Raw genomic sequence first — 26,174 nt, 5'->3', positions numbered from 1 at the left:
ACAAGCAAACAAGAAACGGCGTAATGGCCTCCACGCATATAGCGTGGGGCTGTTATACTCATTTCTGTTTGCAGGGTATTCCTACCACCTTATCACAAAGAATATGGATATACAGTTCCACGCTTCTACATTAGAAATGATAAATGGGGTTGTTTGGGACTGCCAATCCATTAATTTAAAATATGAAAAAAGTATTTTTGTTAATCTCAGTCTGCCTTTTGAGCATCGGACACACATTTGCTCAAAGAAAACAAGTTACAATTAAAGCTGGTACTATTGTCCCACTGCAATCTGTTAATACAGTATTGGCAAGGGAAGTAGAAGAAGGTCAAACTGTCGATTTCCGTGTTTCACAGGACGTTTATGTAAATGATTGTTGTGCAATTCCACGAGGAACACTCGTAAAAGGTAAGGTTACTGAAGCAAGGAAGAGTTCTTTAGCAGGAACAAAAGGGCGTTTAGGCATTAACATTAGTGGACTAACACTTGCTGACGGAGAACAGATTTTCTTCTCTAATACAGATGTTAGGATTTCAGGAAAGAATAGAACCCCTTTAGCTGTCGTTACAGGTCTTTTATTTTGGCCTTGTATTTTTATACCAGGAACAAAAGCTGTGATGCCAGCAGGCTATGAGGTGCAAGGTACAGTTGCATCAACTGTTAGTGTAACAGCCGAATAAATAAAAAGAATAAAGCCGCATATCTGCTCAACAGTTTTAGATATGCGGCTTTACCTTTAGAAGGGATCTATTGGATAAATTTAGCCTTTGTCTATTTCTCTTAGCACGAACACGGCGTCGCCAACTGTCTTTATGTTTGAAACTATCATTGAGCGTTTGCCGTTTTTTTCTTTAATGTTGCAACGGCGAGGGTTTGCAGCAATATAATCGATACATTTTCCGAAGGCGTTACTCTTATAGTATGCACTGTTTAGATTGGAAACAAATTGCATTTGCAAGGTGCTTTGTTTCAAAATTAGCTTTTCGCAACCAAGGTGTTTACCCAATCGGCGGAGCGAAACTACTTGCATTAATTCTATTCCTTGACGTGGAATTGGTCCGAAACGGTCTTCCAATCGTTTGCGATAGGCGTCTAATTGTACATCGTTTTCAATGTTATCGAGTTCGCGATAAAGTAACATTCGTTCTGAACTTCCAGGTACATACGTATCGGGGAAATACATTTCGAGGTCGCTTTCTACGGCACAATCGTCTACAAAATCATCGCCAGAGAGCTGTTTTCCTTCTGCCATTTCCTCCGTATAAAGGTCTTGAAACTCATCGTTCTTAAGTTCGGTTACAGCCTGATTCAATATTTTCTGATATGTTTCGTAGCCTAAATCTTCCATAAATCCACTTTGTTCAGCTCCAAGAAGATTGCCTGCGCCACGAATATCGAGGTCTTGCATTGCCAAACTGAAACCACTACCAAGGTCGGAGAATGTTTCCAAAGCCTCCAAACGACGGCGTGCATCTGGATTTAAAGCTGCCAATGGCGGTGCAAGTAAATAACAGAATGCTTTTTTATTAGAACGTCCCACGCGTCCTCTCATTTGGTGAAGGTCTGAAAGTCCGAACTTATGTGCATCGTTTATTATGATGGTATTGGCGTTTGATATATCGATACCGTTTTCGACAATGGTTGTTGAAAGCAACACATCGTAATCGTGGTTCATAAAACCAATAATAATTTCTTCCAACTCTTCGGGTTTCATCTGCCCATGTCCTATTGCTACACGACAATCGGGCACATTTTTCTTGATAAGACTTGCTAATTCTGGCAAGTTTGCTATTCGGTCGTTCACAAAAAATACTTGTCCGTTGCGACTCATTTCAAAGTTTATTGCATCTGCAATTACTTCTGCCGAGAAAGTTGCAATTTCTGTTTGAATAGGATAACGGTTGGGCGGTGGAGTTCGCATAATACTCATATCTCTTGCTCCCATTAAAGAGAATTGTAAAGTACGAGGAATAGGAGTTGCCGACATAGTAAGTGTGTCGATATTACTTTTCAGTTGGCGCAGTTTTTCTTTTGTAGAAACACCAAATTTCTGCTCTTCATCAATGATTAACAAGCCAATATCTTTCCATTTCACATTTTTGCTTATCAGCTTATGCGTTCCCACAAGAATATCTATCTTCCCTTCTGCTAAATCTGCCAATACTTGTTTGGTTTGTTTAGCTGTTCTTGCTCGCGAAAGATAGTCTACCGTAACAGGCATATCCTTCAGTCTCTTCTTGAAAGTTTGATAATGTTGGAATGCGAGTACTGTAGTTGGAACGAGCACTGCCACTTGTTTTCCATCGGTTGCAGCTTTAAAAGCAGCGCGCACTGCAACTTCTGTCTTGCCAAAACCTACGTCTCCACAAACTAATCTATCCATTGGACGAGAACTTTCCATATCTTGCTTCAAGTCTTGCGTTGCTTTCAGCTGATCGGGTGTATCTTCATAAAGGAAAGAAGCCTCCAATTCATGCTGCATATACGAGTCGGGCGAGAAAGAATAGCCTTTTTCATGCCGACGTTTAGCGTATAGTTTTATTAAATCGCGGGCAATATCCTTAATGCGTTTCTTTGCTTTTTCCTTAAGTCTATCCCAAGCTCCAGAGCCGAGAACTGAAAGACGTGGGGCAGCATCGCCACTATCTGCACGGCGATACTTACTAATTTTGTAAAGCGAATGGATAGAAACGTCAACAATATCGTTGTGCTGATACACCAAACGTATCATTTCCTGATAAGATTCGCCAGCAGGAACACGCACTAAACCTGCAAATTTGCCAATACCAAAATCAACATGAACAAGAAAATCGCCTGGTTCCATCTCTTGCAATTCTTTCATTGTAAGAGCCATCTTTCCTTGTCGGGCTTTATCTGACTTTAAACTGTATTTATGGAAACGATCGAATATTTGATGGTCGGTAAAAAAACAAACTTTCAAATCGTTGTCTACAAAACCTTCATGAATGGTTCTGTTAACGGGTATAAAAGGAATGCTATCTGCTACTGAAGTTGTTTCGGCTTCGCTATTTATTTCTTTACTATTGAATATATCGCGCAAACGAGTTGTTTGTTTTTCGCTGTCTGCAAGAATATAAAGTTTATACCCTTGCAACAGATAATCTTTCAATGACTGCGTAAGCAATTCAAAGTTTTTGTGGAAAAGTGGTTGAGGCGATATATTAAAATGTATAATAGCTTCTTCGTTTACATGCTTTGCTCCAAATTCAATTCGCTTAAAATTTAGAGCATCATCAGCAAATTGTTGTGCTGTTACAAGTTGAATATTTGCCTGCAGTTGTTTTCTCAACTCGTTTTGTTCTATCTCTGTTTTGCCTTCAAGTTGTTCGGTAAGTGCTTGTGCAGTGAAGCCTTCGTTGTAAATACGCTCAATTGTGTCATGAATATACAACAAATCTTTCATTACGAGAACCGAATTTTTTGGAAGAAACTGCAAAAAGGGTATTTTCTCTTCGCTCAATGTTGCCAATTCTGGTACAACTTCTACCTTTTCTTTTTTATCTTTCGATAACTGTGTTTCCACCTCGAATGTACGAATTGTGTCTACATCATTACCGAAAAAATCGATACGATATGGTAATTCGCTCGAAAAAGAATAGACATCAAGAATGCTACCACGCACGGCAAACTGACCTGGTTCATACACATAATCTACTTGTTGGAAGCCATAAGAGCGTAAAGTTTTCTCTGTTTCTGTTAGGTCTATCGTCTGTCCGACGCTTATAGACAAAGTATGTTCGTCTAATTTATGTTTGGCAACCACCAATTCTGCCAATGCCGAAGGTTCAGTAACAATACAAAGAGGCAACGAAGATGTAGTTTTCTCTTCGTTAATAACAGACAAATGCGACAAAACTTCAGTACGTAATATCTCGTTTCCGGCATCGCGTTGACCATATTTTACTGCTCTACGATAAGAGGAAGGAAAGAATAAAACTTCAGCAGTTTGTTCGTTTGCATTGTCGGGCATTGCTATTGTCTTTAAATCATTATAGAAATAGCCCGCTTCGTCGTTATCGTTCAGCACAAACAGTACTGTTTTCTGCCATCTTTTTACTATTGAAGCAAAAAACATTGGTGTGGCAGAAGCCAATAATCCTTGAAGAAAAATGGTTCGTACCGACTTTTCCTCCATTGTTTTTATCAAAGCATTGCCTTGAGGCAATACCCCATATAATTTCTGTATGTCTTGTATATTCATCGCAATTATTGCGTTTCAACAAACTGTTAGATTTTACTTTTTTTGAAGTACAAAGATACAACTTTTGCCTTAAATATAGACTGGAGTTTATGTAAGAAAGTTGTGGAAATGGTTGTAGAATGACAATGGATAATGGCAAACTTCTAAAAATGGGACTTATATAAAGCTTATGTTCTTTTGATTATTAGGAAGAACAAAGCACTACTTTTCAAATAGAAAGTAAAACCTTTCGAGAGGGAGAATATAACTAATGGAGAAAACATAATTAGATTTTATTAAAAATATAATTAGAACTTCTGAATTTATAATTATGTTTTTTATTTTTATAATTATATTCCACACTCAATCTAATTCCATTTCAAGAACTTCGATATATTCTCCGTTTTGATTTCTTAAAATAATACCAAAAGAATCAGTAAGTAATGCGTATATTTTTATAAAAACAAGAATATAAAGGCAGTAAATAAGTGTAAAATAAAGAATAACCACTTAGGATTGCAATAGAAGATATAAAAAGCTGTATTCTATTAAAGAAAACGTGCAATGGAGATAAAAACAGTATATATAAAAAAGGAGGTAAACAACTGTGAATGTGTTCACCTCCCTACTTAATAAGTTTATATTTCTATTTTACTTGTACTACAAGATATTTGCTTGTACTCCAGAAAGTTTGAGGATCGTTAATGCGAAGAATATACTGTCCTGCTGCATCTTTCGTAAGAGAATAGCTGTTGCTTGGGTGAGCTGTAAGAATAGTAGCACTCTTACTGTACAATTTAACTTCGCGTGTAGAACGAATATCTATCTTTGTGAAATAGTTTTTGTTGAAACTGCCTTGTAAAACCTTTCCACCAGAGAGAATTTTTTGGTCTTTAAGCTCCTTCTTCGTACCAAAAACATACCAACCCGTATTTAGTTGTACATCTTGCGAAGAGATAGTTTCGCTCTTTTGGTTCGACTCAGTCTGTAAGTTTGCCTTTTCTGTTTCTAAGTTTTGCTTTGCAGTAGTCAGGTTTTCTTTATCTGCTTTTAAGTTAGAAACATCGCTGTTCAAGCCAGTAATAGTCTGGTCGAGTTCCTTAATGTGGATATTTTTAGAAGCTAGTTCCGCACGAAGTGCTTTAAGTTCATTATCCTTTTGTGCTAATTGTGCAGTCATCTGCGTAAGGGTCTTTTTCATTTCTTCACCCTTAAATCCAGTTTCTTGTAGTTGTTTTTGGAGTTTCTTTATCAAATCGCGATTTTCCTGCATACGTTGAGCAATAAATTGTATATTCTCTCTTATCTGTGCAGTTTTATCTCCTTTTTCTCCTTCTTTCGCTAAAGTAACTCTATTTTCTGCTGCATTAATCTCAGCAAATCCTTGTTGAATCTGATTAAGCGTAGCCATCATATCGTTTACTTCATTATCACGAGCATTAATAATAGCACGCAAAGAATCGTTTTGAATTTCTGCTGGATTAAGTGTAGACTTTTCTTGTTTGCAAGAAGCAAGTGCTATAGCACCGCAAGCTGCATAAATTAATAGCTTTTTCATATTCTATCTATTTTCATTATACTTCGAAGAGTGTTGCTCTTCGTTTATATCCTTTCGTTTCTTCTCTTTTTCTTTTCCCGCCAACACTATAACAAACTCGCCTTTGGGTGTAGTTTCTTTGAAATGTGCAAGCACTTGAGCTAAAGTTCCACGAACACTTTCTTCGTACACCTTAGATATTTCGCGACAACAACTAACCATACGACTATCACCAAATACTTCTATGAATTGTTCCAATGTTTTTACGATACGATAAGGAGATTCGTAAAATATCATTGTACGAGATTCGTTGGCAAGACTTTCTATTTGCGTTTTACGTCCTTTTTTTTGTGGCAAGAAACCTTCGAAACAAAATCGGTCGCACGGAAAACCACTCGATACAATGGCAGGAATTAGGGCAGTAGCACCTGGAAGTGTTTGAACTATAATGCCAGCTGCAATAGCTTCACGAGCCAAATAGAAACCTGGGTCGCTAATTCCAGGCGTACCTGCATCTGATATAAGCGCAATTGTTTCGCCAGCTTTTAATCTGTCTACTATTTTTGCAGCTGTTCCGTGTTCGTTATATTTGTGATGGGATATTAAATGGTTTTTTATATCGAAATGTTTCAACAAGTTACTCGACGTACGAGTATCTTCACAGAGTATTAAATCTGCTTCCTTAAGAATACGAATGGCACGAAATGTCATGTCTTCCATATTCCCTACTGGTGTTGGTACAAGATATAAAATTCCCATAAGTGATGCAAATGTAAATGAAAAGTATTGAATGTCAAAATTAATTAGGATTTTTTACATGTAGTTTTATTTCATATTCATATAAAAACAAATAAAACACTGTTTTAGAACATAAGATATAATGTATAAAGAATGAATGTTTTGGATAGAAAAAGACCAACAAGTGTTTGTTCTGAGAACTAAACCTTGTTGGTCTTATTGTTTTTACTAACTCTTATTGCTTTTACTAATAAGGTTGTGTGTGTTACCTTATTAAGTTATAATGATAGGATATGTTTCCTAATGTATTTTACTTCTTATAGTTTTCAATACCTTTATTTAGGAAGTCGAGATAACCAGGAATGTCTTCTTTGTAAACGAAGCTACCACTAAGTGGTTTTCCATGATTGTCTACCGTTACATAGAATGGTTGTGCCAGATATCCGAATTTAGATTCTTCCAAATAACTCCATTTATCGCCGACTGTACGTAATGTACGTGTTGTTCCATCGGGACGTTTTACTTTAATAGGTTCTTTCAGCGGAGTTTTATCGTCTACGTAGAGCGAAATCAATATGTAGTCGTTGTTAAGTTTCTCTGCAACTTCTGCGTTTGTCCACACTGCACCTTCCATCTTACGACAGTTTACACAACCAAATCCTGTAAAGTCGAGCAAGACTGGCTTTCCTGCTTGTGCAGCAGCACGCATACCTTCTTCGTAATCTTTGTATTTTGGTTCTACTTCTTGATGGTGCAAGTTGAAGTCTTGTGTGTAAATAGGTGGTGCAAATGCACTAACAGCTTTCAAAGGTGCACCCCAAAGACCTGGAACCATATATACTGTGAAGGCTAAAGATATCATACCAAGCATAATTGCAGGTACTGGCATAGCTGTTTGTGTTTGGTCGTCGTGTGGGAATTTAACTTTACCAATGAGGTAGAGTCCCATTATTCCAAAGATAACAATCCATATTGCGAGGAATGTTTCTCTGTCGAGTATACGCCAGCCGTATGCAAGGTCGGCAACTGATAGGAACTTGAAAGCGAATGCTAATTCTATGAAGCCTAATACTACCTTAATCATATTCATCCATGAACCTGATTTAGGTGCTTGCTTCAGCCATGTTGGGAACAATGCAAACAGTGTGAAAGGCAAGGCTAATGCAAATGCAAAACCAAACATACCTATTGCTGGTGCTACCCAGTCGCCACTTGTGGCTGCTTGTACAAGAAGAAGTCCTACTACCGGTGCTGTACAAGAGAATGACACCAAAGAAAGTGTGAATGCCATCAGGAAGATGGAAAGCAAGCCTGTTGTTGCTGCTGCCTTGTTGTCGATTGCATTTCCCCACGATGCTGGCAAACGGAGTTCGAACCAGCCGAAGAAACTCAATGCGAATACTACCAACATTAGGAAGAAGAAGATGTTGAACGGTGCGTTTGTTGCGAGTTCGTTCAGTTTCTGCGGACCGAACAGGGCTGTTATAACAGCTGCCAAGCCCATATAGATTACGATGATTGAGATTCCGTAGGTTACGGCGTCGCGAATACCTTTCTTCTTGTCGTCTTTAGCACGTTTTAGGAAGAAGCTTACTGTCATTGGAATAATAGGCCATACGCAAGGTGTTAGCAAGGCTATGAAACCTCCTACGATACCCATAAGAAAGATTCCCAATAACGACTTGTCGTTGTTGTCTTTTTCTGCGCTAAACGCTTTCAGTTCTTTAATTACGGGTTGCCAAAGTTCTGAAGCTGTTGCTGCACTTGTTCCTGCTGATTGCACAGAGTCGCCTGGCATTGTTCCGCCCAATTCGGCTGTCTTTGCTGTATCTGTGGTTGCACCTGGTGCAGCTGCCACTTCGCCTATTTCGTTTTCTCCCTCTTTGGCTGCTGTGTTTTCTGTTGCTGCTGGTGCATCGGCTGGTCCGTTGCCTGAATAGCTAAACTCTACTGAAGAAGGTGGCATACACATTTCGTCGTTGCATGCGCCATATTCCATATAGCCTGCTATCTTATAAGTTTTGCCTGTTATTTTATATTTCTGTACGAAGCTTACACTGTGTTCGAAGTAGCGTAGTTTCATTTCGAACACTTTGTCGAATACGTTTATTTCTTTACCACGTGGTGTTAGCTTACCCATTGGCTGTGCGCCTTCAGCTTTTTCTGTGGTGAGTGCTGCTGATGTTGGTCCGCCAGATGGTAGTCCTGTTGAATATACGTGCCAACCTGCATCGATTTTACCTGTAAAAATAACATCTACCTCTGTTGGCGATACTTTCTTTTGTTGTACACTAAAGCGTACTGGGGTTTGCGCCATTGTTGTAAGACTGAATAACGCAAACAAGGCTAAAAGAATCTTAGATTTCATTGTTGTTAGCTTATTTAAATTGTTGCTATTTTGTTCTGTTTTCATTTGATGTTGTTTGAGAATGGAAAGATTACTGTTTGCAAAGGTAATGTTATTTTTTTAAAAACAAAATCATTATGTTATATTTGTGCTTTCTTACTGTTGTTTTTTCGCCTTGTAAATGCTGTGAAGCCCGTATTACGGTGGTGTTAAAGAGTATATATAATAAGGTGAAACCGACGAGCTGAATGGCTCAACGCATAAAACATTACGAACTAAACAATGCCTATTCAGTGTGTTTTCAAGCAATTACTATTAATAACTTCATTGTTCCTTATTAGTTTATTAGCAACTTCTTATTAGCTTATTACCAATTACTTATAAGTTTTTGATAGAAAGCTTATAAGCTTTCTGTAAATAGCTTATAAGCTTTTTGCGAATAGCTTATAAGCTTTTTGATAATAACTTATAAGCTTTTTATTTATAGCTTATAAGTTTTTTTAGTTCTATCTATTGTAAAAACCGAAGGAATTAAGTATCTTTGTGCTGTTAATGTAGTAAAAAGGCTTCTGAAGACTAATTCCTTCGGCTTCGGAAAGACAGAATAAGGGAGGAGTTATTACTAACTTATGGCAGGAAAATCATTGAGTTACATTTTGGTAGAGCGTAAACTAAATGTTGGTCCGAAAGGCAAACAGATTATGCAGATTGCACAGCCTACGAATCGTCGTCGGGTTGATTTTGAAAACTTTTGTGCACAAGTGGCTCGTGCTACCACATTCACCCGCCAAGAAGTGGCGGCTGTTTTAAGCTATTCAACAGAGATAGCACGCGAGATTGTTGCAAGTGGCGACATTGTGGAATTTGGCGATTTGGGTACACTTAAACCATCATTTAAAAGTAAAGCGGTGCCTAAGGGCGAGAAGTTTAAGCCCAATGTGCATATAGAGAAAGCTGTGGTAAAGCTTTCGCCATCGGCTAAATATTTCACGTTGAACGATGTGTCGTACGAACAAGTGAGTAAGTCGGAGAAGAAAGGTAAGCTGTAGGGAACCGAGTTTGATGGGTTTCGTATATACTATGATGCCTACAAACACAAAGTATGCCGTCTAGAAGTATCGGGACGGCATACTTTGTGTAGAATATAATGTGGCGGTTATGGTCGAATAAGTTTCAACGAACAACTGCGCTTAGCTCCACAGAGAGTAAGAACGTAGACTCCTGAAGGTATGCTGGTTGCATCTATTCGGGCATTGCCTGAATGTATTGCAACTTCGGCAAGTTTGCAGCCAGTAAGGTTGTAGAGTGCAACTGTATTGAAGTGGTGCGATACGTTCGATAGAACTATGCTGTTTTCGTTGTTCTGCACGGTTGGTGTTTCGCTGTTCACAGCCTCTACGGCATCTGGCGTGGCTTCAACAATGTTAAACTCTTTCCAAGTGCGCGAGGTGCTGTAAGCCTGCTTGCTTCCTACTGGTACAATTAGCGTACACGTTTCGTGTTTTACACCTTCGAACACATCGTCTGTGTAGGTGTTCTCTACTGGTTTAATGTTCTTAACTGTTAAGCTGTTTAAACCGCTGCAGCCACAGAATGCTCTGTATCCGAACTCGTTGAAAGCTGGCGAAAACTCTAGTTTCTCAATATTTTTGCAGTACCAGAAGGCAAAGTCGGCAATCTTCTTTGTGCTGACATTCATCGTAAAGTTCTTGTCGTTCTTTCCATTTGGATAAATGTAGAGCGTTGTGTAATTCTTGTTGTAAAGTACACCATTCTCTACAGCATACTTTTCGTTGTTGGCATCAACTTCGAACAATTGGAGGGCAGCGCAACCAAGGAACGGATTGTCTATAAGTTTGGCAGCCGACATACCTAACGCCACTCGCTTCAGTCCGAGACATTCGGCAAAGGCAGCGTAGTCTATCATCTCTGTCGCCGTAGGTATTTCGAGCGATTCTATGCCGTGATTGTGGAAGAATGCTTTCTCGCCAATCGTTTTCAATCCGCTTCCTAACTTTAGTCCTGCCATATCGTTGCAATTCAGGAATGCTTCGTTTTCAATGATTTCCAATGAATTTGGAAGCGTAACGTTGTGTAGTTTCTTACAGTTCTGAAACGCATATACAGCAATGTGTTTTAGCCCTTCTTTCAGTTCTATAGTTTCTAAGTTGTGGCAATCTTGAAAAGCATTCTTGTCTATCTTTGTGAGCGATGCGGGCAGTTCTGCTTTCTTCAGTGCCTCGCACATACCAAAAGCACCTTCGGGCAAGGTGGTGATGCCTTCAGGAATTTGAATCTGTTCCAGTCCGTTTGCACCAAAGAAAGCTTCAATTGCCAAGTCTTGGAGCGATTTTGGCAGCGTTAGCTTCTTTAGCATGGGTGTTTGGTCGAATGTGCGCTTGTTTATCTTTGTTACGCCATCGGGTATTGCCACTTCCTTTAGCTTAGCACAATAGGTAAACACGTAGTTGCCCATTGTTTTTAGTTTAGATGGCAGCTGAATGGTTTCCAATGCATCGCAAACACCAAATGCTGTGCTTTGTATCTCGGTAACTTCGTCTGGAATTACAACTTCTTTCATACTGACGCATTTAAAGAATGCACCAATGCCTATTTCTCGAATATGTTTTGGAAGCACCACCGACTCTATGCTGCAACACTTAAAGAATAACTTTTCGGGCAGCAAGGTGGGTTTTGTTCCATCAACAAAATACTTTCTGTCCTTCCCCATATCGTCGGTAAAGATGTAATAGCTATCCGATGTGTCGCCTGTAGATACAAAGGAAACTTCGGATAGGTCTATTCTTTTCAGCGTTGTGGGTATCAGCGCACCATATTCATCAGCCCCGCAGAACTTTCTTACCCAACGCAGGTCGTAACTGTTCAGTGGTCCAACTATCTTTAGAGTGTCCACAACATCGAGCCACACATTCTCGGGAATCTTGTCTTCAAGTTCTCCTGCTTTATCCACACTTACCACTACCTTCTTTATTCTATCGCCTACTTCTTCCTGACAGCCTGTTCCATCGCCTACTACTGAAACCAGCCAGCCCTTGTCTGTTGCAATCTTCGTGTTGCTCACTTTGGCAGCTCCTGGCACATCATTATATAGCAGAATGCCGTGCAAATCGCTCTCGTCGTCCTCTGGTCGTTTTTCTCTCAACGAACGATACATTGCATTCAGGGCACACGCATCTAACTTTGTGTTGTTCACCGAAACATAGCGCAGATTTTTACAGTTATCGAAACCAATGCCAGTGCTGATGGGATTGCCCGCAATGACAACGTCGAGCAGACTTGTACAGTTGCTGAAATCGAGTTGCTCAATTTTGTTGTTACCACAATTTATAGCAGAGAGCTTTGTTTGTGCAGTCAGGTTGAGCGTGCCTATTTGGTTGCCGTCACAAGTAAGATTGTTTAGCAATGGTAGTTTTGTTGTTTCTATCTGTGCAAAATTGCAACTGCTGCAATTGAGCGAAGTGAGCGAATGTGGAAAATCTGCCGTGTTTAATTTCGGATTTACCGAGCAGTCTAAGTTTTTCATACTTGTACAGCCTGTTAGGCTCAGTGTGGCAAGGTTGTTAGAAAAACAGGTAAGTGTTTCCAATTTATTCAGTCCGCTGACGTCGAGTGTAGTTAGCTGATTGTTGTTACACACCAGCGATTCAAGGTTTCGACAGGCTGATAGGTTCAGACTTGTAAGAGCGTTGCCTTCACACGATAGAGCTTTAAGTTGTGTCATTCCCGTTAGGTCGAGTTGAGAAAGCTCGTAGTTGTTGTCTATTCCTAACAGCTTCAGTTGTTTTGTTTGCGATAAATCTATTGCCTTTAGTCCAGCAGCAGGCACCATCAACGTGTCAATCTTGTTGTTTGTTGGTAGTGAGAGTGTGCGCAATGGCCGTCCTAATCCTACGGCTACATACCTCAATTCGCTATTCTTGCTCAAATCGTATTCGTCCACAAGCGTCTGCAAGGCGTCAAGATGCTTTAGTTTAGGACAGTTCTTTAGGTTCAAGTGTTTTAGTTGCGCGTTAGATGTGCACATTAATAATTCCAATGTAGGGTGCGATGCAAGCGTCAGTTCCTTAAGTCGGTTATTGGTAAGAATAAGGCTATCTATCTTAGAATTATGTGTTAGGTCGAGTTTTTCTAACGGAGAGTCTTGCACGTATAGAAGTTTCAGTTCTGGATTGTCCGATACGTCCAAGTCTCTTACAAAATTCTTTCGCGAAATAAGGTGCGTTAGCATAGGCAGTTTCGTAACGTCAAGCGTTGTTAGTTGGTTGTTGGAACACTCTAACACTGCAATGTTGCCATAAATAGTAAGGTCTTGTGTTTCGATGTTTCCCTGTATTCGTGTGGCAGTTTTGTTGAGTTTTCCCTTGTGAGAGTTGCCATCGCCCCAATTAAGCGTATACTCTCCCTCTTCTGCACCCATAATTAAGAGTGCATATTTACTACCAATCTTACCCGCAAAGTGCATCTTCACACAAGGGGTATTAGGCTGATTGTGTTCTGCTCGCATAACGTTCAACGAGCCTAATAGCATAAAAATAGCTACTAATAGCATTTGTTTCATATACTTTTTCATACAGTCTTTAGTTATAAGTTGTTCTTGTTTCAGAACACTAAGGTTATTACTACTGGGCAAAGTTAAAGCAAATTGTGCAATAAACAAAATATTCGAACTAATAAAACAAGCTATACACATATTCTATTTACACCTTATTATATTATATATAGTAGATTGCAGAAGAATATCTAAGAAATTAATAATTATTGCAAAACAACCATTGCTTCACATTTCTATTTATACAGAATATTTATTTTAAATATTAGAATAGACATCTTTGATACACAAAATTACCTAATAGATTATCGTTGCTAAACAGTTGCATAATATTAAATGGTATAAAAAGAAAATCTCATTCTATAATATTAGAAATGAATTTACGTTAATTCATTATATATTACATAACTGATTTAATTCGGAAAAAGAGTTATCAACTTAACCGAATTAAGATGCATTTACGCTAGTTATTGTATATTTGTTACATAGCTGCATACTTAAAATAAAAGTGAAATTTATGAATAAACATTTTAAAAGAGGACTAATATCTATGAGTTTATGGATATTATTCGTTATAGTAGTCTTTGGTTCATATCTGTATATAACTAAAAGACCATTTAGTTATTTCATAGACGAAGAAACTGGAGGTTTTATATCAGCAACTTTTTTTCTATCGTGGGCACTCATTTGGTTTGGTATCGGACAACACTACAGTAAAGATTATGACATAAAGAGAAATATATTCGAGCAAAAAAATCAAGGTATTGATACTAAAGATCTTAACTTAATGTTCAGAAAAACATACTTTGCAAACTTTGCTAAGACGCTATCTTCGCTCTTCTTTTTTTCTGTTCCGTTTTATTTGGCAGCCAACGTAAGAGATTTACCATCTTTAAAAGATTGCATAATAATTGGTCTACTTATGCTGCTTTCTATCACTTCTTATTTATATTATAAAAAGAATAAAGAGGAAATATAAACAGTTGCTACTGTCTGTCCAGCAATCTAATAGAATGTTTCTGAATTTAGAAACAACAACTAAATGTTAGTTACTCTTCTTTCAGATATCTGTAACTTCCGTCGCAGATATCTATCGCATTCGTTTCAGATATCTGTAAGTTGCGAATTAGATATCATAACAAGCTGCAGATTTTATTTGGTTATATTATAATGCCTAATAGTTATTTATTCAGCTGAAGAGTTAGGAAATCTTTTATTTGCATTGTTTTAATTTAATCATTATTATAAGCCTCTAAGCAACAACACATTATTCAGAATTTTGTTATATCGGAGCGGAAATCATTATATTTGCCAGCTTTTCAAAATATACTCTTTTCTTTTTCACAGAGTCTACATTTAGACACATAAACAGACAACTATAATGCAAAAAAAAATAAGAGTACTTATTTAAAAATACTCTTATTTGAGCCTCTTGTCGGATTCGAACCAACGACCCCGAGATTACAAATCACGTGCTCTGGCCAACTGAGCTAAAGAGGCGAGGTGGGCAAGCGGTTCTTATCGCGTCGCTACAACCTTCTGCCCTTGCTACGTTCCCGTCCTGGGGGATTAAAAGGGAGCTGACCGTAAGAGACTTGCCCATTTCTCTTTTCATTATTGAAAAGCGAGTGCAAAGATAGCAAGTTTTTTCTGAATAAAACAAGTTTGCGGTCCTCTTTTTGCGTTTTTAACAAAAAAATATAATTTTACGATGGCTATACATTATATATTATATAATTTCCGTATTTTTGCAGTATGAATAATGAAGAAATAAAACAACTTCGCGTTTACGCACGATACGATGGAATATACTTAGCAATAATATGGGCTGTTAGCTTTACTTGCTTTTTATTATTACCATTGTCTCCTATTTTCTCTACTTTCAGTTCGTTGCTAACAATATCAACACCTTTCTTTGTAGCATACCGACTGAAAATATATAGAGAAATAGGTTTGAATGGAGTTATTTCGTTTAAGCGTGCCTATTTTTATTGTATGCGTGTCTTTGTAAATGCAGCCTTGCTTTTTAGTTTATTGCAATGGCTTTATATGACTTATTTAGACAATGGAAAAGTGATACGCATAATAACTTCTGTAACATCTCTTTCCGAATACAATAGCTTTTTTGCTGCAATGGGAATAGATAGAAAAGAATTTATTGCAATGTTACCAGAAGCTTTTTCGCCAACACCAATGGCTGTAAATAGTTTAATGTACGAAGTTCTTTTCGGTGCTATTATTAGTCTTATAGTATCGGCTATAATGGCACGTAATAAGAAATAACAGAAAATAACACTCGAAGAAATAAACAATATGGATATATCGGTTATAATACCACTCTACAATGAAGAAGAAAGCTTACCAGAACTGCATGCTTGGATTTGCAGGGTAATGGATGCGAACCACTTCTCGTACGAAATAATTTTTGTAAACGATGGTTCTACCGACAAAAGTTGGGAGGTTATTCAACACCTTAGTAAAGAAAACAAAAATGTACGAGGCATTAAGTTCCGTAGAAACTATGGAAAAAGTCCTGCACTTTTCTGTGGTTTTAAAGCTGCACAAGGCAATGTTGTTATAACGATGGACGCAGACCTCCAAGATTCGCCCGACGAGATTCCTGCACTTTATAAAATGATTACTGAAGAGGGTTATGATCTTGTAAGTGGTTACAAACAAAAACGTTACGACCCATTAACAAAAACCATTCCTACAAAACTTTTTAATGCAACAGCACGAAAGATTAGTGGCGTAAAAAATCTACACGACTTTAATTGTGGACTAAAAGCGTACAAGAAAGATGTAGTAAAAAATATTGAGGTATATGGGGAAATGCATCGTTATATTCCATACCTAGCAAAAGAAGCTGGATTCAAAAAGATTGGAGAGAAGGTAGTACACCACCAAGCACGTAAATACGGAACAACAAAGTTTGGGATTAATCGTTTTTTTAATGGTTATCTCGATTTAATAACACTCTGGTTTCTAACCAACTTTGGTAAGAAGCCAATGCATGTATTCGGATTGTTAGGCAGTTTCGTTTTTCTTGTCGGATTTATATCTCTTCTTTGGCTAATTATTGAAAAGACCATAAATCTTTTCAATGGTATTTATGGCGATTTGCTCACCAACCATGCAACATTCTTCATTGCATTAACAGCAATGATTTTAGGAACACTACTCTTCCTAGCTGGATTTTTAGGCGATTTAATCAGTCGCAATAGCGATAGACGAAACGACTATCTTATTGAAGAGGAAATAAACTTATAAAGTAAATATAGAATAGGAATATGACACTCCATATTTCTATTCTTTCGTTTTCTATATTTTTTAGTTCAACCGCTAAACTCAGATGAATTTATGAAAAAAAAAACAAATAAGAGTCTATTATGGCAATTGCCTTTCTTAGTATTGCTTATAATAGGTACTGTGTTCATTATAAAACAACAAAACTCTACACCCTATCAATACAATGAGGGACAAATTTTTGGAACGTTCTACCATATAACTTATCAAAATAATGAAAACCTACAGAAAGAAATAGAAGCAGAGTTAAAGAAAGTGGATAATTCGTTATCTACGTTCAATAAACAATCTATTATTTCAAAAATAAACAGAAACGAACCTACCCAGCTCGACGAACTATTTATAGATGTTTTTGATAAAGCAAAAACAATATCAAAAGAAACCGATGGTGCTTTCGATATTACAGTTGCACCACTTGTAAATTTATGGGGATTTGGATTTGGAGTAAAAGAAAACCAAAAGCCATCAAAACAAAAAATAGATAGCTTAATGCAATTTGTTGGCTATAACAAAATATCGCTTATTGGAAAACAAATAAAGAAAACAAACCAACACATAATGATAGATTGCTCTGCAATAGCAAAAGGATATGGTTCTGATGTTGTAGCACGATTGCTCAGGAAGTACGATATTAAAAACTTTATGATAGAAATTGGTGGAGAAATTGTTGTTAGTGGAATGAACGAAAAACATCAGTTATGGAAAATTGGCGTAAACAAACCTATTGAAGATAGTACGAATATGGATACAGAAATACAAACTGTACTTAGCATAACCAATAAAGCAATGGCAACCAGTGGAAACTATCGTAATTTTTATTATAAAGGAGGGAAAAAATTTGCACATACTATCGACCCAAAGACAGGTTATCCGGTACAACATTCATTGCTTTCTGCAACAGTATTAGCAAACGATTGTGCAACTGCCGATGCCTATGCTACCGCCTTTATGGTAATGGGAATAGAAAAAGCAAAAAGAGTTTTGGAAAACCATAAAGAAATAATGGCATATTTTATTTATTCCGACCCAAAAGGAGCACTTAAGGTTTGGTATAGTCCTGAACTAAAAAAGAAAATTATACAATAATAACTTTGCCATAAAATCGTCTTCAAAGAATGCTTCAGATATACAATAGACTTCTTGAATTGCCTTTGTTCCTTGGTATTGGAGCTACTGACTTAGCAGAAATTGTTAGAACTACAAGATTTGGATTTCTCAAATTAAAACCAAAAGAAATATTGGCAAAAGAGAATGAAAAAAGTGGGAAACTCTATTTTCTTATGGACGGGATATTATCCGTAGAAAGCTATGCAGACAATCATAGTTATAGCATCATTGAAGAGGTTGAGAAGCCTTCTGCCATACAACCAGAACGCATATTCGGGCTTATGCAATATTATTCTAAAACCTTTGTAGCAAAAACAAAATGCAATATCTTATATATTGATAAAAGCGAAGTTTTAAATCTTATAAAGAATTACTTAATTTTTCGATTAAATTTTCTAAATATGCTCTCTTCACAGGCTCAACGTGGCAGTAGAATATCGTGGCAACAACAACCAAAAGATATTAAAGAAAAGTTTATTTACTTTATAAGGACACATTGTGTTTATCCTGCAGGCAAAAAGATTGTAAAAATTAATATGCAAACATTGGCAAACGAGTTACACGAAAGTAGACTTAATGTTTCAAAAATGCTTAACGCTTTAAACGCAAATAATGTAATTGCATTAACAAGAGGACAAATAAACATTGCTTTATTAGAAAAATTGCGTTAAATCTAATATACTCTTTCGTTCATACATAGTTTTTTCTGTATCTTTGTAGCATATTAGAGAAAGCAAAATATGACAAAGAATATTAATAGAAAGGGGCAAACACGATTGAACCCTTTCTTTGAACCGTATAATACACCACACGAAACTATTCCATTCGACAAAATAACACTTGCCGATTATGAGGAAGCAATGTTAGAAGGAATACGTCGAGAAGATGAACAAATAGAGAAAACAATAAACGACCCAGAAGAACCAACTTTCGAAAATACACTTATTCGCGAAGACGAAGTAAAAGGACGTAAGCATTATTACGACCTACTTTCGCGTGTAGAAAGTGCATTCTTCAATATGCTTAGTGCAGAAACAAACGACGAAATGGATGCTTTAGCACAAAAAATGAATCCAATTCTAACTAAGCACGCAAACGATGTTAGTCTTAATCCTAAACTTTTTGAACGTATAAAAGCCGTTTACAATAAACATAGAGAACTTACTCCTGAAGAAAATAAGCTATTGGAAGAGAGTTACGATGGCTTTGTACGTAGTGGTGCGTTATTGAATGAAAACGACAAAGAGAAGTTACGCAAACTTACAGAAGAAGCTAGTTTGCTTGCATTGAAATTCTCACAGAATGTATTAAAAGAGAACAAAGCATACAAACTTCATATTACCAACGAGGAGAAACTTGAAGGATTACCTGATTCTATTCGTGAAGCTGCTGCAACAACTGCTAAAGAACAAGGTGTTGATGGCTGGATTTTCACATTAGATGCTCCAAGTTATGGTCCATTCTTAATGTATAGCACTCAACGAGACTTAAGAAAAGAGCTATATATGGCACACAATACATTATGTATTAAGGCTAACTCGGAGAATAATATCGAAGTTTGCAAACGTTTAGTGAATCTCCGTAGAGAAATGGCACAATTATTAGGATACGATACTTATGCCGATTTTGTTATGAAATATCGTATGGCTAGCAACGTTAAGAATGTTTATACATTGCTCGACAAACTTATTGATGCTTATAAACCAACTGCAAGTGAAGAATACAACGAACTTTGTTCTATTGCAAAAGAACAAGAGGGAAACAATTTTAAGTTGATGCCATGGGATACTGCATACTATGCACATCAATTAAAATTAGCAAAATATAATCTTGACCCAGAAATTCTGAGACCTTATTTTGAACTGAATAACGTTATAAAAGGTGTTTTTGGCTTAGCAACTCGACTTTATGGAATTACATTCAAAGAGAATAAAGATATTCCTGTTTATCACCCAGATGTAAAACCATACGAAGTATACGATAAAGATGGTTCATATCTTGCAGTGCTTTATGTTGATTTCTTTCCACGAAAAGGTAAGCGTGCTGGTGCATGGATGACAGAATTTCAAGGACAACGTATTACGAAAGAAGGTGAAAACATACGACCACACGTATCGTTAGTAATGAATTTTTCTAAACCAACAGACGAGAAACCTGCATTATTACGCTTAGGCGAGGTTACAACTTTCTTGCACGAATTTGGTCATTCACTACATGGTATATTTGCAAATAGCCGATTCGAAAGCCAATCTGGTACAAATGTTTGGTGGGATTTTGTAGAACTCCCATCACAATTTATGGAGAACTTTGCTGTAGAAAAAGAGTTTTTACGCACTTTTGCTTTCCATTATGAAACAGGCGAGCCTATGCCTGATGAACTTATTGAGAAGATTATTGCCAGTCAGAATTTTAATGTTGCAATGGCTTGTTTACGACAGGTAAGTTTTGGATTATTAGATATGGCATACTATACACAAAAAGATAAGTTTGAAGCAGATATTATTCCATTTGAAAAGAAAGCATGGGAAAAAGCCATTATTGGCGAACAAATAGATGGAACATGTATGACTACTCAATTCTCTCATATTATGTCTGGAGGGTATGCAGCAGGATATTATAGTTATAAATGGGCAGAAGTGCTCGATGCGGACGCATTTAGCTTATTTAAAAAGAATGGTATATTTAATCAAACTACTGCTCAAAGTTTCCGAGATAATGTTCTTTCTAAAGGAAGCACCGAACATCCAATGATACTTTATAAACGTTTTCGTGGGCAAGAACCTACTATCGATGCTCTTTTAGAACGTAATGGCATAAAGAAAGTAAACTAGAACAAGCAATACATATATCTATTTGGACAACATGAAGACTGAAAAGCAAGAACTTCTTGACTATCGTTACCTTCGTATGGCACGTGTTTGGGCAGAAAATTCTTATTGCAAACGGCGAAAGGTTGGAGCATTGGTAGTAAAACAAAAAATGATTATTAGCGATGGATATAATGGAACACCAAGTGGTTTCGAGAATATTTGCGAAGAAGAAAATGGAATTACCAAACCATACGTTTTACACGCAGAAGCAAATGCTATTACCAAATTGGCTCGAAGTGGTAATAATAGCGATGGTTCTACATTATATGTAACGGCTTCTCCTTGTATTGAATGTGCCAAACTCATTATTCAGGCAGGCATAAAACGTGTGGTTTATGGAGAGAAATACAGACTTACCGAAGGTATCGACTTGCTTAAACGTGCCAATATAGAGATTGAATTTTTAAATATAGAAGATGATGAGTCAGAACAAAAGTAATCGTTTTATGCCTTTATGGTTGGCATTATGCGTTGTTATAGGTGTACTCGTTGGAACATTCTATGCCAATCATTTTTCAGGAAACAGATTAAATATCATAAACAGTGGTAGTAGCAGATTGAGTAATTTGCTTCACATAATTGATGATCAATATGTAGATTCTGTTAATATAGATGAATTGGTAGACAAAGCTTTGCCACAAATTCTTGCAGAGCTTGATCCTCACTCTGTTTATATTAGTGCGAAAGATGTACAAATGGCAACCGACGACCTAAAAGGGTCGTTTTCTGGTGTTGGCATAGAATTTACAATTCAACAAGACACTTTACATATTCAAAATGTTATAAAGAATGGACCTGCTGAAAAAGCAGGAATTCTTGCTGGCGATAAAATTGTAAGCATCGATAACAAACCTTTTGTTGGAGATAGCGTAACTAACGAAGAAGCACAACATAGACTTAAGGGACCTAAGGATTCTAAAGTAAAGATTGGTATAAAACGCTTTGGCGAAAATAAAGTAAGATATTTCGTTCTTACTCGAAACGATATTCCAATGAAAAGCATTTCGGCTACTTATATGCTAAACGATTCTATTGGTTATATACGGGTAAAGAATTTTGGCGAACGAACTTATGCAGAAATGCTTTCTTCATTGCAACAATTAAACTTGCAAGGAGCCGACAAACTTGTTATAGACTTACGCGATAATTCTGGCGGATACTTAGAAAGTGCTGTGCAAATGGCTGAAGAATTTTTGAGAAAAAACCAACTTGTTGTATATACACAAGGAAGAAAAAGTCCACGACGTGAATACCGTAGTCGTGGGAAAGGCAGTTATCAACAAATTCCATTGGTAGTTCTTATTAATGAAGGCACAGCATCTGCTGCCGAAATTTTCGCAGGAGCAATTCAAGATAACGACCGTGGTACTATTATTGGACGCCGATCATTTGGAAAAGGTCTGGTTCAACAGCAAATACAGTTCCCAGATGGTAGTATGATTCGCCTAACTATTGCACGTTATTACACGCCTTCTGGTAGATGTATACAAAAACCTTTTAAACCTGGAGGTATTGCTGCATACGAACAAGATATGCTAACACGATATCAACATGGAGAATTCTTTTATCAAGATAGCATTAAACATACTGGTCCGGCATACCATACTAACAATGGACGCATTGTTTATGGAGGTGGTGGAATTACACCAGATATTTTTGTTCCAGAAGACACTACCGATGTAACTTCTTATTACAAGGAAGCTGTAATGCGTGGACTTCTTTTACAATATGCATTTAAATATACCGATGATAATAGACAGACTTTAAATAAATATACCGAAATGAAGTCGCTGGCTAACTATTTGAAGAGTAAGAACCTTGTTAATAGTTTTGTGAACTTTGCTGAAAAGAATGGATTGCAACGAAGAAACAACCTTATTCACAAATCGCACTCACTGATAGAAAGGTATATTTGTAGCCGAATTATCTACAATATGCTCGACGAACAAGCTTGGAATGAATATCTAAACAGAAACGATGATATGATAAAAATGGCTATTAAGGTGCTCGATAGTGGCAAAGCTTTCCCAAAAGCACCGATTAAAAAGGCACATACAACGAAAAATAATTAGAACAAAAATAATACTAAGACGAATAGGGACCTGATGTTTTTCACATTCAACAGGTCTCTATTCTTACAAAGATAAAACATTCACCCACAATCCCATAACTATGAACAAAAAAGAACTAAGAAAAGAAATACGAAACCGTAAACAGCAATATACACAAGAAGAATTAAAAAAACTTTCGGAACCTATTATTAATCGTTTACGTCGTCACCCTAAACTAATTGAGGCAAAAACTATTATGCTTTACCATTCATTGCCAGATGAAGTTTTTACACACGACTTTGTAGACGAGATGGTGAAAACTGGGAAAAAAGTGCTTTTACCAGTAGTAATTAACGAGACTGAAATGGAAATACGTTGCTATACTGGTTCGAAAGATATGAAAATAAGTTCATTTAACATCTTAGAACCTATTGGAGATCTTTTTACCGACTACAAAAATATTGATTTTATTGCTGTACCGGGAATGAGTTTTGATACCGATAGAAATAGACTCGGACGTGGAAAAGGATATTACGACCGCTTTCTAAAACAAGCAAAACAAGCTTATAAATTAGGCATTTGTTTCGATTTCCAGAAACTCGAAAGCATTCCTACAGATGAATATGACGAAAAAGTTGATGCTGTGCTATAGAATTTATCTACTAAAAATATAAAATTTTCTATATAAACAGCGCAGATTAACAAGATAGCCCTTATATGTTTGGTTGCATATAAGGGCTTTTTCATATCTAAAGAATAAAGTTCTTAATATATTTCGATCCAAATTTCCACTCTTTGTGGGTAGAAAAGACTGTAAAAATAGCTTTTCTTTTAATTCAATATTACTTTCTTTCCTAAACAATACTACCCTCTTCCTTTAACAAAAGAAATTATTATTAAAAAATGATAGAATTTATTATTAAAAAATCATAGAGTTTATTATTAAAAACAATAGCATTTTTCATTAAAAAAAATATTATGGTTTTTAAGGTTTAACAGTTCCTGATTTTACTATAGGCATTTTTGCTATATTAACTATCTTTATGGACACTTTCTTGTTATGCTTAATAGATAATTATAAACAAATGAATAATTTATACTACAATAATAGGCGCTATTTTCGAAAAAAAGTTGATTCGCTTAAAAAGGAATACATAGAATACGCTCTATAAAATGTGCTTGATTACGCCAAAAGAATATAACTGCGTTTTTGCAATAAGAAATTATACTATGCCATTTAGAGAACAAACCTGCAGAAGCTTTACTTATACCAAATAAAAATAAAAGAAGAATATGATATAGAACATAAATATTAATAAATGCGGATATCGGAAATAACAAACGAACCTACATAGTCGTTTAAACGCTTTACCAACTGACTTCGCATCATAGAAAGGTCTTGACGCAAGGCAGGATTAGATATTTTTACGAATAATGTTTGGTTTCGAATACCTTTTTCTTGTGTATATCGTGTAATAGTTGGCCCAACAACTATATCCCAAGCCGTAATAATTCGCTTCTGAAGTAAAGGAGATTCGAGTCCGCCCTCACGCAAAAATTTACTAATAACTTCTGAAATAGGCTTAACTTTACGTCTAAACATTAGAAGAACTCCTTTCTGTAACTTCACCATTTTCAACCGAAAACATCTTATAATCAAAGCTACTATTACCCAAAATACTATCTAAATGCTCACGATTAGTATCTGTAATGAATATTTGTCCGAAACTATCGCCCGAAACTAATTTTACAATCTGCTCTACTCGACTAGCATCTAACTTATCAAAAATATCATCGAGCAACAGTAATGGAGTTCTATTTCCTCCAGTTTGTTTTAAAAAATAGAATTGAGCAAGCTTTAAAGCCAATACAAATGTTTTGTTTTGCCCCTGACTTCCTTCACGTTTCATGGGAAAACCATTCATCGACATAACAAGGTCGTCTTTATGAATACCATGCAATGAATAGCCCATTATTCGATCTTTTGCTCTATCGCGCTGTATAACATCGAGCAAATTTCCCCGTTCTCCATGCGATACATATTGTAATAAAACCTGTTCTCTGTTTTGCGATATTGTTTGATAGATAGATTGGAATACAGGAATAAGTTGTTTTATAAAAGTTGCTCTTTTATTATAAATTTCTGTTCCATATTCAGCCATCTGCATTTCTAATAACTCTAACAATGTTGTGTCAGGTTCGGTTTCTTGTTTCAACAAACTGTTACGTTGTTGCAAAGCTTTATTATAACGTACTAACGATTCTATATAAAGACGGTCGTATTGAGAAATAACAACATCCATCAATTTACGTCGTTCTTCGCTTCCGCCTTCTATAATAGAAATATCCGATGGAGAAACAAAAATTAAAGGTATTAATCCTATGTGTTCAGAGAGCTTTCTATATTCTTTTTTATTCCGTTTGAAATGCTTTTTTGTTCCCCTCTTCATACTACAATATACCTGTTCACAGTCGTTAGTATCAGTAGTATAGTCGCCTTCCAAAACAAAAAAATCGCTATTATGGCGCATTACCTCCGAATCTTTAGAGTTTAATGCACTTTTGCAAAACGATAGATAATAGACTGCATCTAATAAATTTGTTTTTCCTTCCCCATTATGGCCAATAAAACAATTCAATTTAGCCGACAAGTTAAGTGTTGTCGCTTCTATATTTTTGTAATTTATAATTGAAAGTTTATCTAATCGCATCGCAGCTTCAGTAATTTTGTTTAAAGAACTTAATTATGCAAAGGTACAGAAATTACTAATTATAATAAGCACAAATGGGCTTTTATTGGATAAAAAAAGAAAAGAGCTACCTTTCGGTAACTCTTTTCTCTAACAACCGCTACCATCTATATTACAAGATGACTTGTATTCCTGTTCGTTTTGTAAGCCTGCCTCCTCAGGATTCAGCGTTACTGTACCATTTTCTAGTACAAAACAAGGAATACCAACATAACCTTTCTTTCGAGCTTCTGTAAATACAGAGTTGTTTTCGCGTAAGCGTAAAAACTCTTTTAAAAAGCGAACGTGTTCGCCTATATCTATAATCTCATAACGGTTGTTATTTTTTACTTGTTCAGTTATAGCTGTACAATCTGGACAAGTCTTCATTCCATATATTTTAATCATAGTTATTACCTTAGTGATTACATATTTTACTTGTGTCTACCGTAAAATCATCATTATTTGAAGGCATAAACTTCCCGCGAGCCTCAAGAAAATCAACTAATTCTTCTGCTGTCATTCCTTCTGCAGAACAAGTATAAAAACGCTCATCAGGACCAAATTTGTTTATAATAGCCTCTACTAAGCTCTCTCTATTACTATAGTTGTTACCCTCCATCATGTGGAGAACTTCGTGTCCATGTATCATTTTGTGTATCCTTATATTAATAATTGTATTACTAAAAACATATTTTTCGCTAAAATGTCTCAAAGA

At 36.4% G+C, this 26,174-nt stretch carries 20 protein-coding genes and 1 tRNA gene; 11 read left to right on the top strand and 10 right to left on the bottom strand.

What is annotated here, in order from left to right; translation table 11 throughout:
* Positions 1 to 182: 182 nt before the first annotated feature.
* Complete coding sequence (locus HMPREF9144_RS03775; RefSeq protein WP_006044548.1) at positions 183 to 680, top strand: hypothetical protein; 498 nt, start codon at positions 183 to 185, stop codon at positions 678 to 680.
* An 80-nt stretch (positions 681 to 760) separates the two neighbouring features.
* Here the strand turns inward: HMPREF9144_RS03775 and mfd are convergent, their stop codons facing one another.
* The 4 genes from mfd to HMPREF9144_RS03755 form a co-directional block, all read right to left on the bottom strand.
* Positions 761 to 4,222, bottom strand: a complete 3,462-nt coding sequence (gene mfd / locus HMPREF9144_RS03770) for a transcription-repair coupling factor (protein WP_006044547.1) — start codon at positions 4,220 to 4,222, stop codon at positions 761 to 763.
* Between the two features lie 625 nt (positions 4,223 to 4,847).
* The gene (locus tag HMPREF9144_RS03765; RefSeq protein WP_006044545.1) at positions 4,848 to 5,759 is read right to left on the bottom strand and encodes a Cbp1 family collagen-binding glycoprotein adhesin; all 912 of its coding nucleotides are present in this window, start codon (positions 5,757 to 5,759) and stop codon (positions 4,848 to 4,850) included.
* Between the two features lie 3 nt (positions 5,760 to 5,762).
* Positions 5,763 to 6,497: a 16S rRNA (cytidine(1402)-2'-O)-methyltransferase gene (rsmI, locus tag HMPREF9144_RS03760; RefSeq protein WP_006044544.1), complete on the bottom strand. Its 735-nt coding sequence runs from the start codon at positions 6,495 to 6,497 to the stop codon at positions 5,763 to 5,765.
* Between the two features lie 289 nt (positions 6,498 to 6,786).
* Positions 6,787 to 8,844, bottom strand: coding sequence for a protein-disulfide reductase DsbD family protein (locus HMPREF9144_RS03755; protein ID WP_040595558.1), 2,058 nt, complete (start codon positions 8,842 to 8,844; stop codon positions 6,787 to 6,789).
* 608 nt (positions 8,845 to 9,452) lie between these two features.
* On the opposite strand from HMPREF9144_RS03755, the gene HMPREF9144_RS03750 reads away from it, so the two are divergent.
* Positions 9,453 to 9,872, top strand: a complete 420-nt coding sequence (locus tag HMPREF9144_RS03750) for an HU family DNA-binding protein (protein ID WP_006044541.1) — start codon at positions 9,453 to 9,455, stop codon at positions 9,870 to 9,872.
* 107 nt (positions 9,873 to 9,979) lie between these two features.
* Here HMPREF9144_RS03750 and HMPREF9144_RS03745 read toward each other — a convergent pair whose 3' ends face one another.
* Positions 9,980 to 13,414: a leucine-rich repeat protein gene (locus HMPREF9144_RS03745; RefSeq protein WP_040595557.1), complete on the bottom strand. Its 3,435-nt coding sequence runs from the start codon at positions 13,412 to 13,414 to the stop codon at positions 9,980 to 9,982.
* Between the two features lie 496 nt (positions 13,415 to 13,910).
* On the opposite strand from HMPREF9144_RS03745, the gene HMPREF9144_RS03740 reads away from it, so the two are divergent.
* Positions 13,911 to 14,372, top strand: coding sequence for a hypothetical protein (locus tag HMPREF9144_RS03740; protein WP_006044539.1), 462 nt, complete (start codon positions 13,911 to 13,913; stop codon positions 14,370 to 14,372).
* 447 nt (positions 14,373 to 14,819) lie between these two features.
* Here HMPREF9144_RS03740 and HMPREF9144_RS03735 read toward each other — a convergent pair.
* Positions 14,820 to 14,893: transfer RNA gene (locus HMPREF9144_RS03735), tRNA-Thr, on the bottom strand.
* Between the two features lie 255 nt (positions 14,894 to 15,148).
* Here HMPREF9144_RS03735 and HMPREF9144_RS03730 point away from each other — a divergent pair.
* From HMPREF9144_RS03730 to HMPREF9144_RS03695, 8 genes are all read left to right on the top strand, one after another.
* Entirely contained in the window at positions 15,149 to 15,676 is a 528-nt protein-coding gene (locus HMPREF9144_RS03730) for a DUF4199 domain-containing protein (protein ID WP_006044538.1), read from the top strand.
* Positions 15,677 to 15,706: 30 nt separating this feature from the next.
* A complete protein-coding gene (locus HMPREF9144_RS03725) occupies positions 15,707 to 16,663 on the top strand; it encodes a glycosyltransferase family 2 protein (protein WP_006044537.1) in 957 nt (318 codons plus the stop codon).
* Positions 16,664 to 16,753: 90 nt separating this feature from the next.
* The gene (locus tag HMPREF9144_RS03720) at positions 16,754 to 17,785 is read left to right on the top strand and encodes an FAD:protein FMN transferase (RefSeq protein WP_006044536.1); all 1,032 of its coding nucleotides are present in this window, start codon (positions 16,754 to 16,756) and stop codon (positions 17,783 to 17,785) included.
* Between the two features lie 29 nt (positions 17,786 to 17,814).
* Entirely contained in the window at positions 17,815 to 18,477 is a 663-nt protein-coding gene (locus tag HMPREF9144_RS03715) for a Crp/Fnr family transcriptional regulator (protein WP_006044535.1), read from the top strand.
* Between the two features lie 69 nt (positions 18,478 to 18,546).
* Positions 18,547 to 20,637, top strand: coding sequence for a M3 family metallopeptidase (locus tag HMPREF9144_RS03710; RefSeq protein WP_006044534.1), 2,091 nt, complete (start codon positions 18,547 to 18,549; stop codon positions 20,635 to 20,637).
* A gap of 31 nt (positions 20,638 to 20,668) precedes the next feature.
* Positions 20,669 to 21,115, top strand: coding sequence for a deoxycytidylate deaminase (locus HMPREF9144_RS03705; RefSeq protein ID WP_006044533.1), 447 nt, complete (start codon positions 20,669 to 20,671; stop codon positions 21,113 to 21,115).
* On the top strand, positions 21,096 to 22,748 hold the full coding sequence (locus HMPREF9144_RS03700; protein ID WP_040595377.1) for a S41 family peptidase: 1,653 nt from the start codon (positions 21,096 to 21,098) through the stop codon (positions 22,746 to 22,748). Before HMPREF9144_RS03705 ends, HMPREF9144_RS03700 begins: the two co-directional genes overlap by 20 nt.
* 100 nt (positions 22,749 to 22,848) lie before the next feature.
* Positions 22,849 to 23,379 (top strand): 5-formyltetrahydrofolate cyclo-ligase, encoded by a 531-nt coding sequence (locus HMPREF9144_RS03695; protein WP_006044531.1) that lies wholly within the window; start codon positions 22,849 to 22,851, stop codon positions 23,377 to 23,379.
* Positions 23,380 to 24,039: 660 nt separating this feature from the next.
* On the opposite strand, the gene HMPREF9144_RS03690 is transcribed toward HMPREF9144_RS03695, so the two are convergent.
* The 4 genes from HMPREF9144_RS03690 to HMPREF9144_RS03675 all read right to left on the bottom strand — a co-directional run bounded on the left by HMPREF9144_RS03690 (position 24,040) and on the right by HMPREF9144_RS03675 (position 26,108).
* Positions 24,040 to 24,330, bottom strand: a complete 291-nt coding sequence (locus HMPREF9144_RS03690) for a DciA family protein (protein WP_006044529.1) — start codon at positions 24,328 to 24,330, stop codon at positions 24,040 to 24,042.
* Complete coding sequence (recF, locus tag HMPREF9144_RS03685) at positions 24,323 to 25,438, bottom strand: DNA replication/repair protein RecF (protein ID WP_006044528.1); 1,116 nt, start codon at positions 25,436 to 25,438, stop codon at positions 24,323 to 24,325. Before recF ends, HMPREF9144_RS03690 begins: the two co-directional genes overlap by 8 nt.
* Before the next feature lie 129 nt (positions 25,439 to 25,567).
* Positions 25,568 to 25,864 carry a hypothetical protein gene (locus HMPREF9144_RS03680; RefSeq protein WP_006044527.1) on the bottom strand — a complete coding sequence of 99 codons (297 nt, stop codon included), beginning with the start codon at positions 25,862 to 25,864 and terminating at the stop codon, positions 25,568 to 25,570.
* 10 nt (positions 25,865 to 25,874) lie between these two features.
* Positions 25,875 to 26,108 carry a YecH family metal-binding protein gene (locus tag HMPREF9144_RS03675; RefSeq protein WP_040595556.1) on the bottom strand — a complete coding sequence of 78 codons (234 nt, stop codon included), beginning with the start codon at positions 26,106 to 26,108 and terminating at the stop codon, positions 25,875 to 25,877.
* Positions 26,109 to 26,174: the final 66 nt, after the last annotated feature.

The organism is Prevotella pallens ATCC 700821 (genome assembly GCF_000220255.1).
Taxonomy (GTDB): domain Bacteria; phylum Bacteroidota; class Bacteroidia; order Bacteroidales; family Bacteroidaceae; genus Prevotella; species Prevotella pallens.
This window is presented reverse-complemented; position numbering and strand designations above follow the sequence as displayed.

Bases quoted from the DNA above. Each gene is read 5' to 3' on its own strand.
- HMPREF9144_RS03775 (WP_006044548.1), top strand. From the start codon at position 183: ATGAAAAAAGTATTTTTGTTAATCTCAGTCTGCCTTTTGAGCATCGGA.
- mfd (WP_006044547.1), bottom strand. From the start codon at position 4,222: ATGAATATACAAGACATACAGAAATTATATGGGGTATTGCCTCAAGGC.
- HMPREF9144_RS03765 (WP_006044545.1), bottom strand. From the start codon at position 5,759: ATGAAAAAGCTATTAATTTATGCAGCTTGCGGTGCTATAGCACTTGCT.
- rsmI (WP_006044544.1), bottom strand. From the start codon at position 6,497: ATGGGAATTTTATATCTTGTACCAACACCAGTAGGGAATATGGAAGAC.
- HMPREF9144_RS03755 (WP_040595558.1), bottom strand. From the start codon at position 8,844: ATGAAATCTAAGATTCTTTTAGCCTTGTTTGCGTTATTCAGTCTTACA.
- HMPREF9144_RS03750 (WP_006044541.1), top strand. From the start codon at position 9,453: ATGGCAGGAAAATCATTGAGTTACATTTTGGTAGAGCGTAAACTAAAT.
- HMPREF9144_RS03745 (WP_040595557.1), bottom strand. From the start codon at position 13,414: ATGAAAAAGTATATGAAACAAATGCTATTAGTAGCTATTTTTATGCTA.
- HMPREF9144_RS03740 (WP_006044539.1), top strand. From the start codon at position 13,911: ATGAATAAACATTTTAAAAGAGGACTAATATCTATGAGTTTATGGATA.
- HMPREF9144_RS03730 (WP_006044538.1), top strand. From the start codon at position 15,149: ATGAATAATGAAGAAATAAAACAACTTCGCGTTTACGCACGATACGAT.
- HMPREF9144_RS03725 (WP_006044537.1), top strand. From the start codon at position 15,707: ATGGATATATCGGTTATAATACCACTCTACAATGAAGAAGAAAGCTTA.
- HMPREF9144_RS03720 (WP_006044536.1), top strand. From the start codon at position 16,754: ATGAAAAAAAAAACAAATAAGAGTCTATTATGGCAATTGCCTTTCTTA.
- HMPREF9144_RS03715 (WP_006044535.1), top strand. From the start codon at position 17,815: ATGCTTCAGATATACAATAGACTTCTTGAATTGCCTTTGTTCCTTGGT.
- HMPREF9144_RS03710 (WP_006044534.1), top strand. From the start codon at position 18,547: ATGACAAAGAATATTAATAGAAAGGGGCAAACACGATTGAACCCTTTC.
- HMPREF9144_RS03705 (WP_006044533.1), top strand. From the start codon at position 20,669: ATGAAGACTGAAAAGCAAGAACTTCTTGACTATCGTTACCTTCGTATG.
- HMPREF9144_RS03700 (WP_040595377.1), top strand. From the start codon at position 21,096: ATGAGTCAGAACAAAAGTAATCGTTTTATGCCTTTATGGTTGGCATTA.
- HMPREF9144_RS03695 (WP_006044531.1), top strand. From the start codon at position 22,849: ATGAACAAAAAAGAACTAAGAAAAGAAATACGAAACCGTAAACAGCAA.
- HMPREF9144_RS03690 (WP_006044529.1), bottom strand. From the start codon at position 24,330: ATGTTTAGACGTAAAGTTAAGCCTATTTCAGAAGTTATTAGTAAATTT.
- recF (WP_006044528.1), bottom strand. From the start codon at position 25,438: ATGCGATTAGATAAACTTTCAATTATAAATTACAAAAATATAGAAGCG.
- HMPREF9144_RS03680 (WP_006044527.1), bottom strand. From the start codon at position 25,864: ATGATTAAAATATATGGAATGAAGACTTGTCCAGATTGTACAGCTATA.
- HMPREF9144_RS03675 (WP_040595556.1), bottom strand. From the start codon at position 26,108: ATGATACATGGACACGAAGTTCTCCACATGATGGAGGGTAACAACTAT.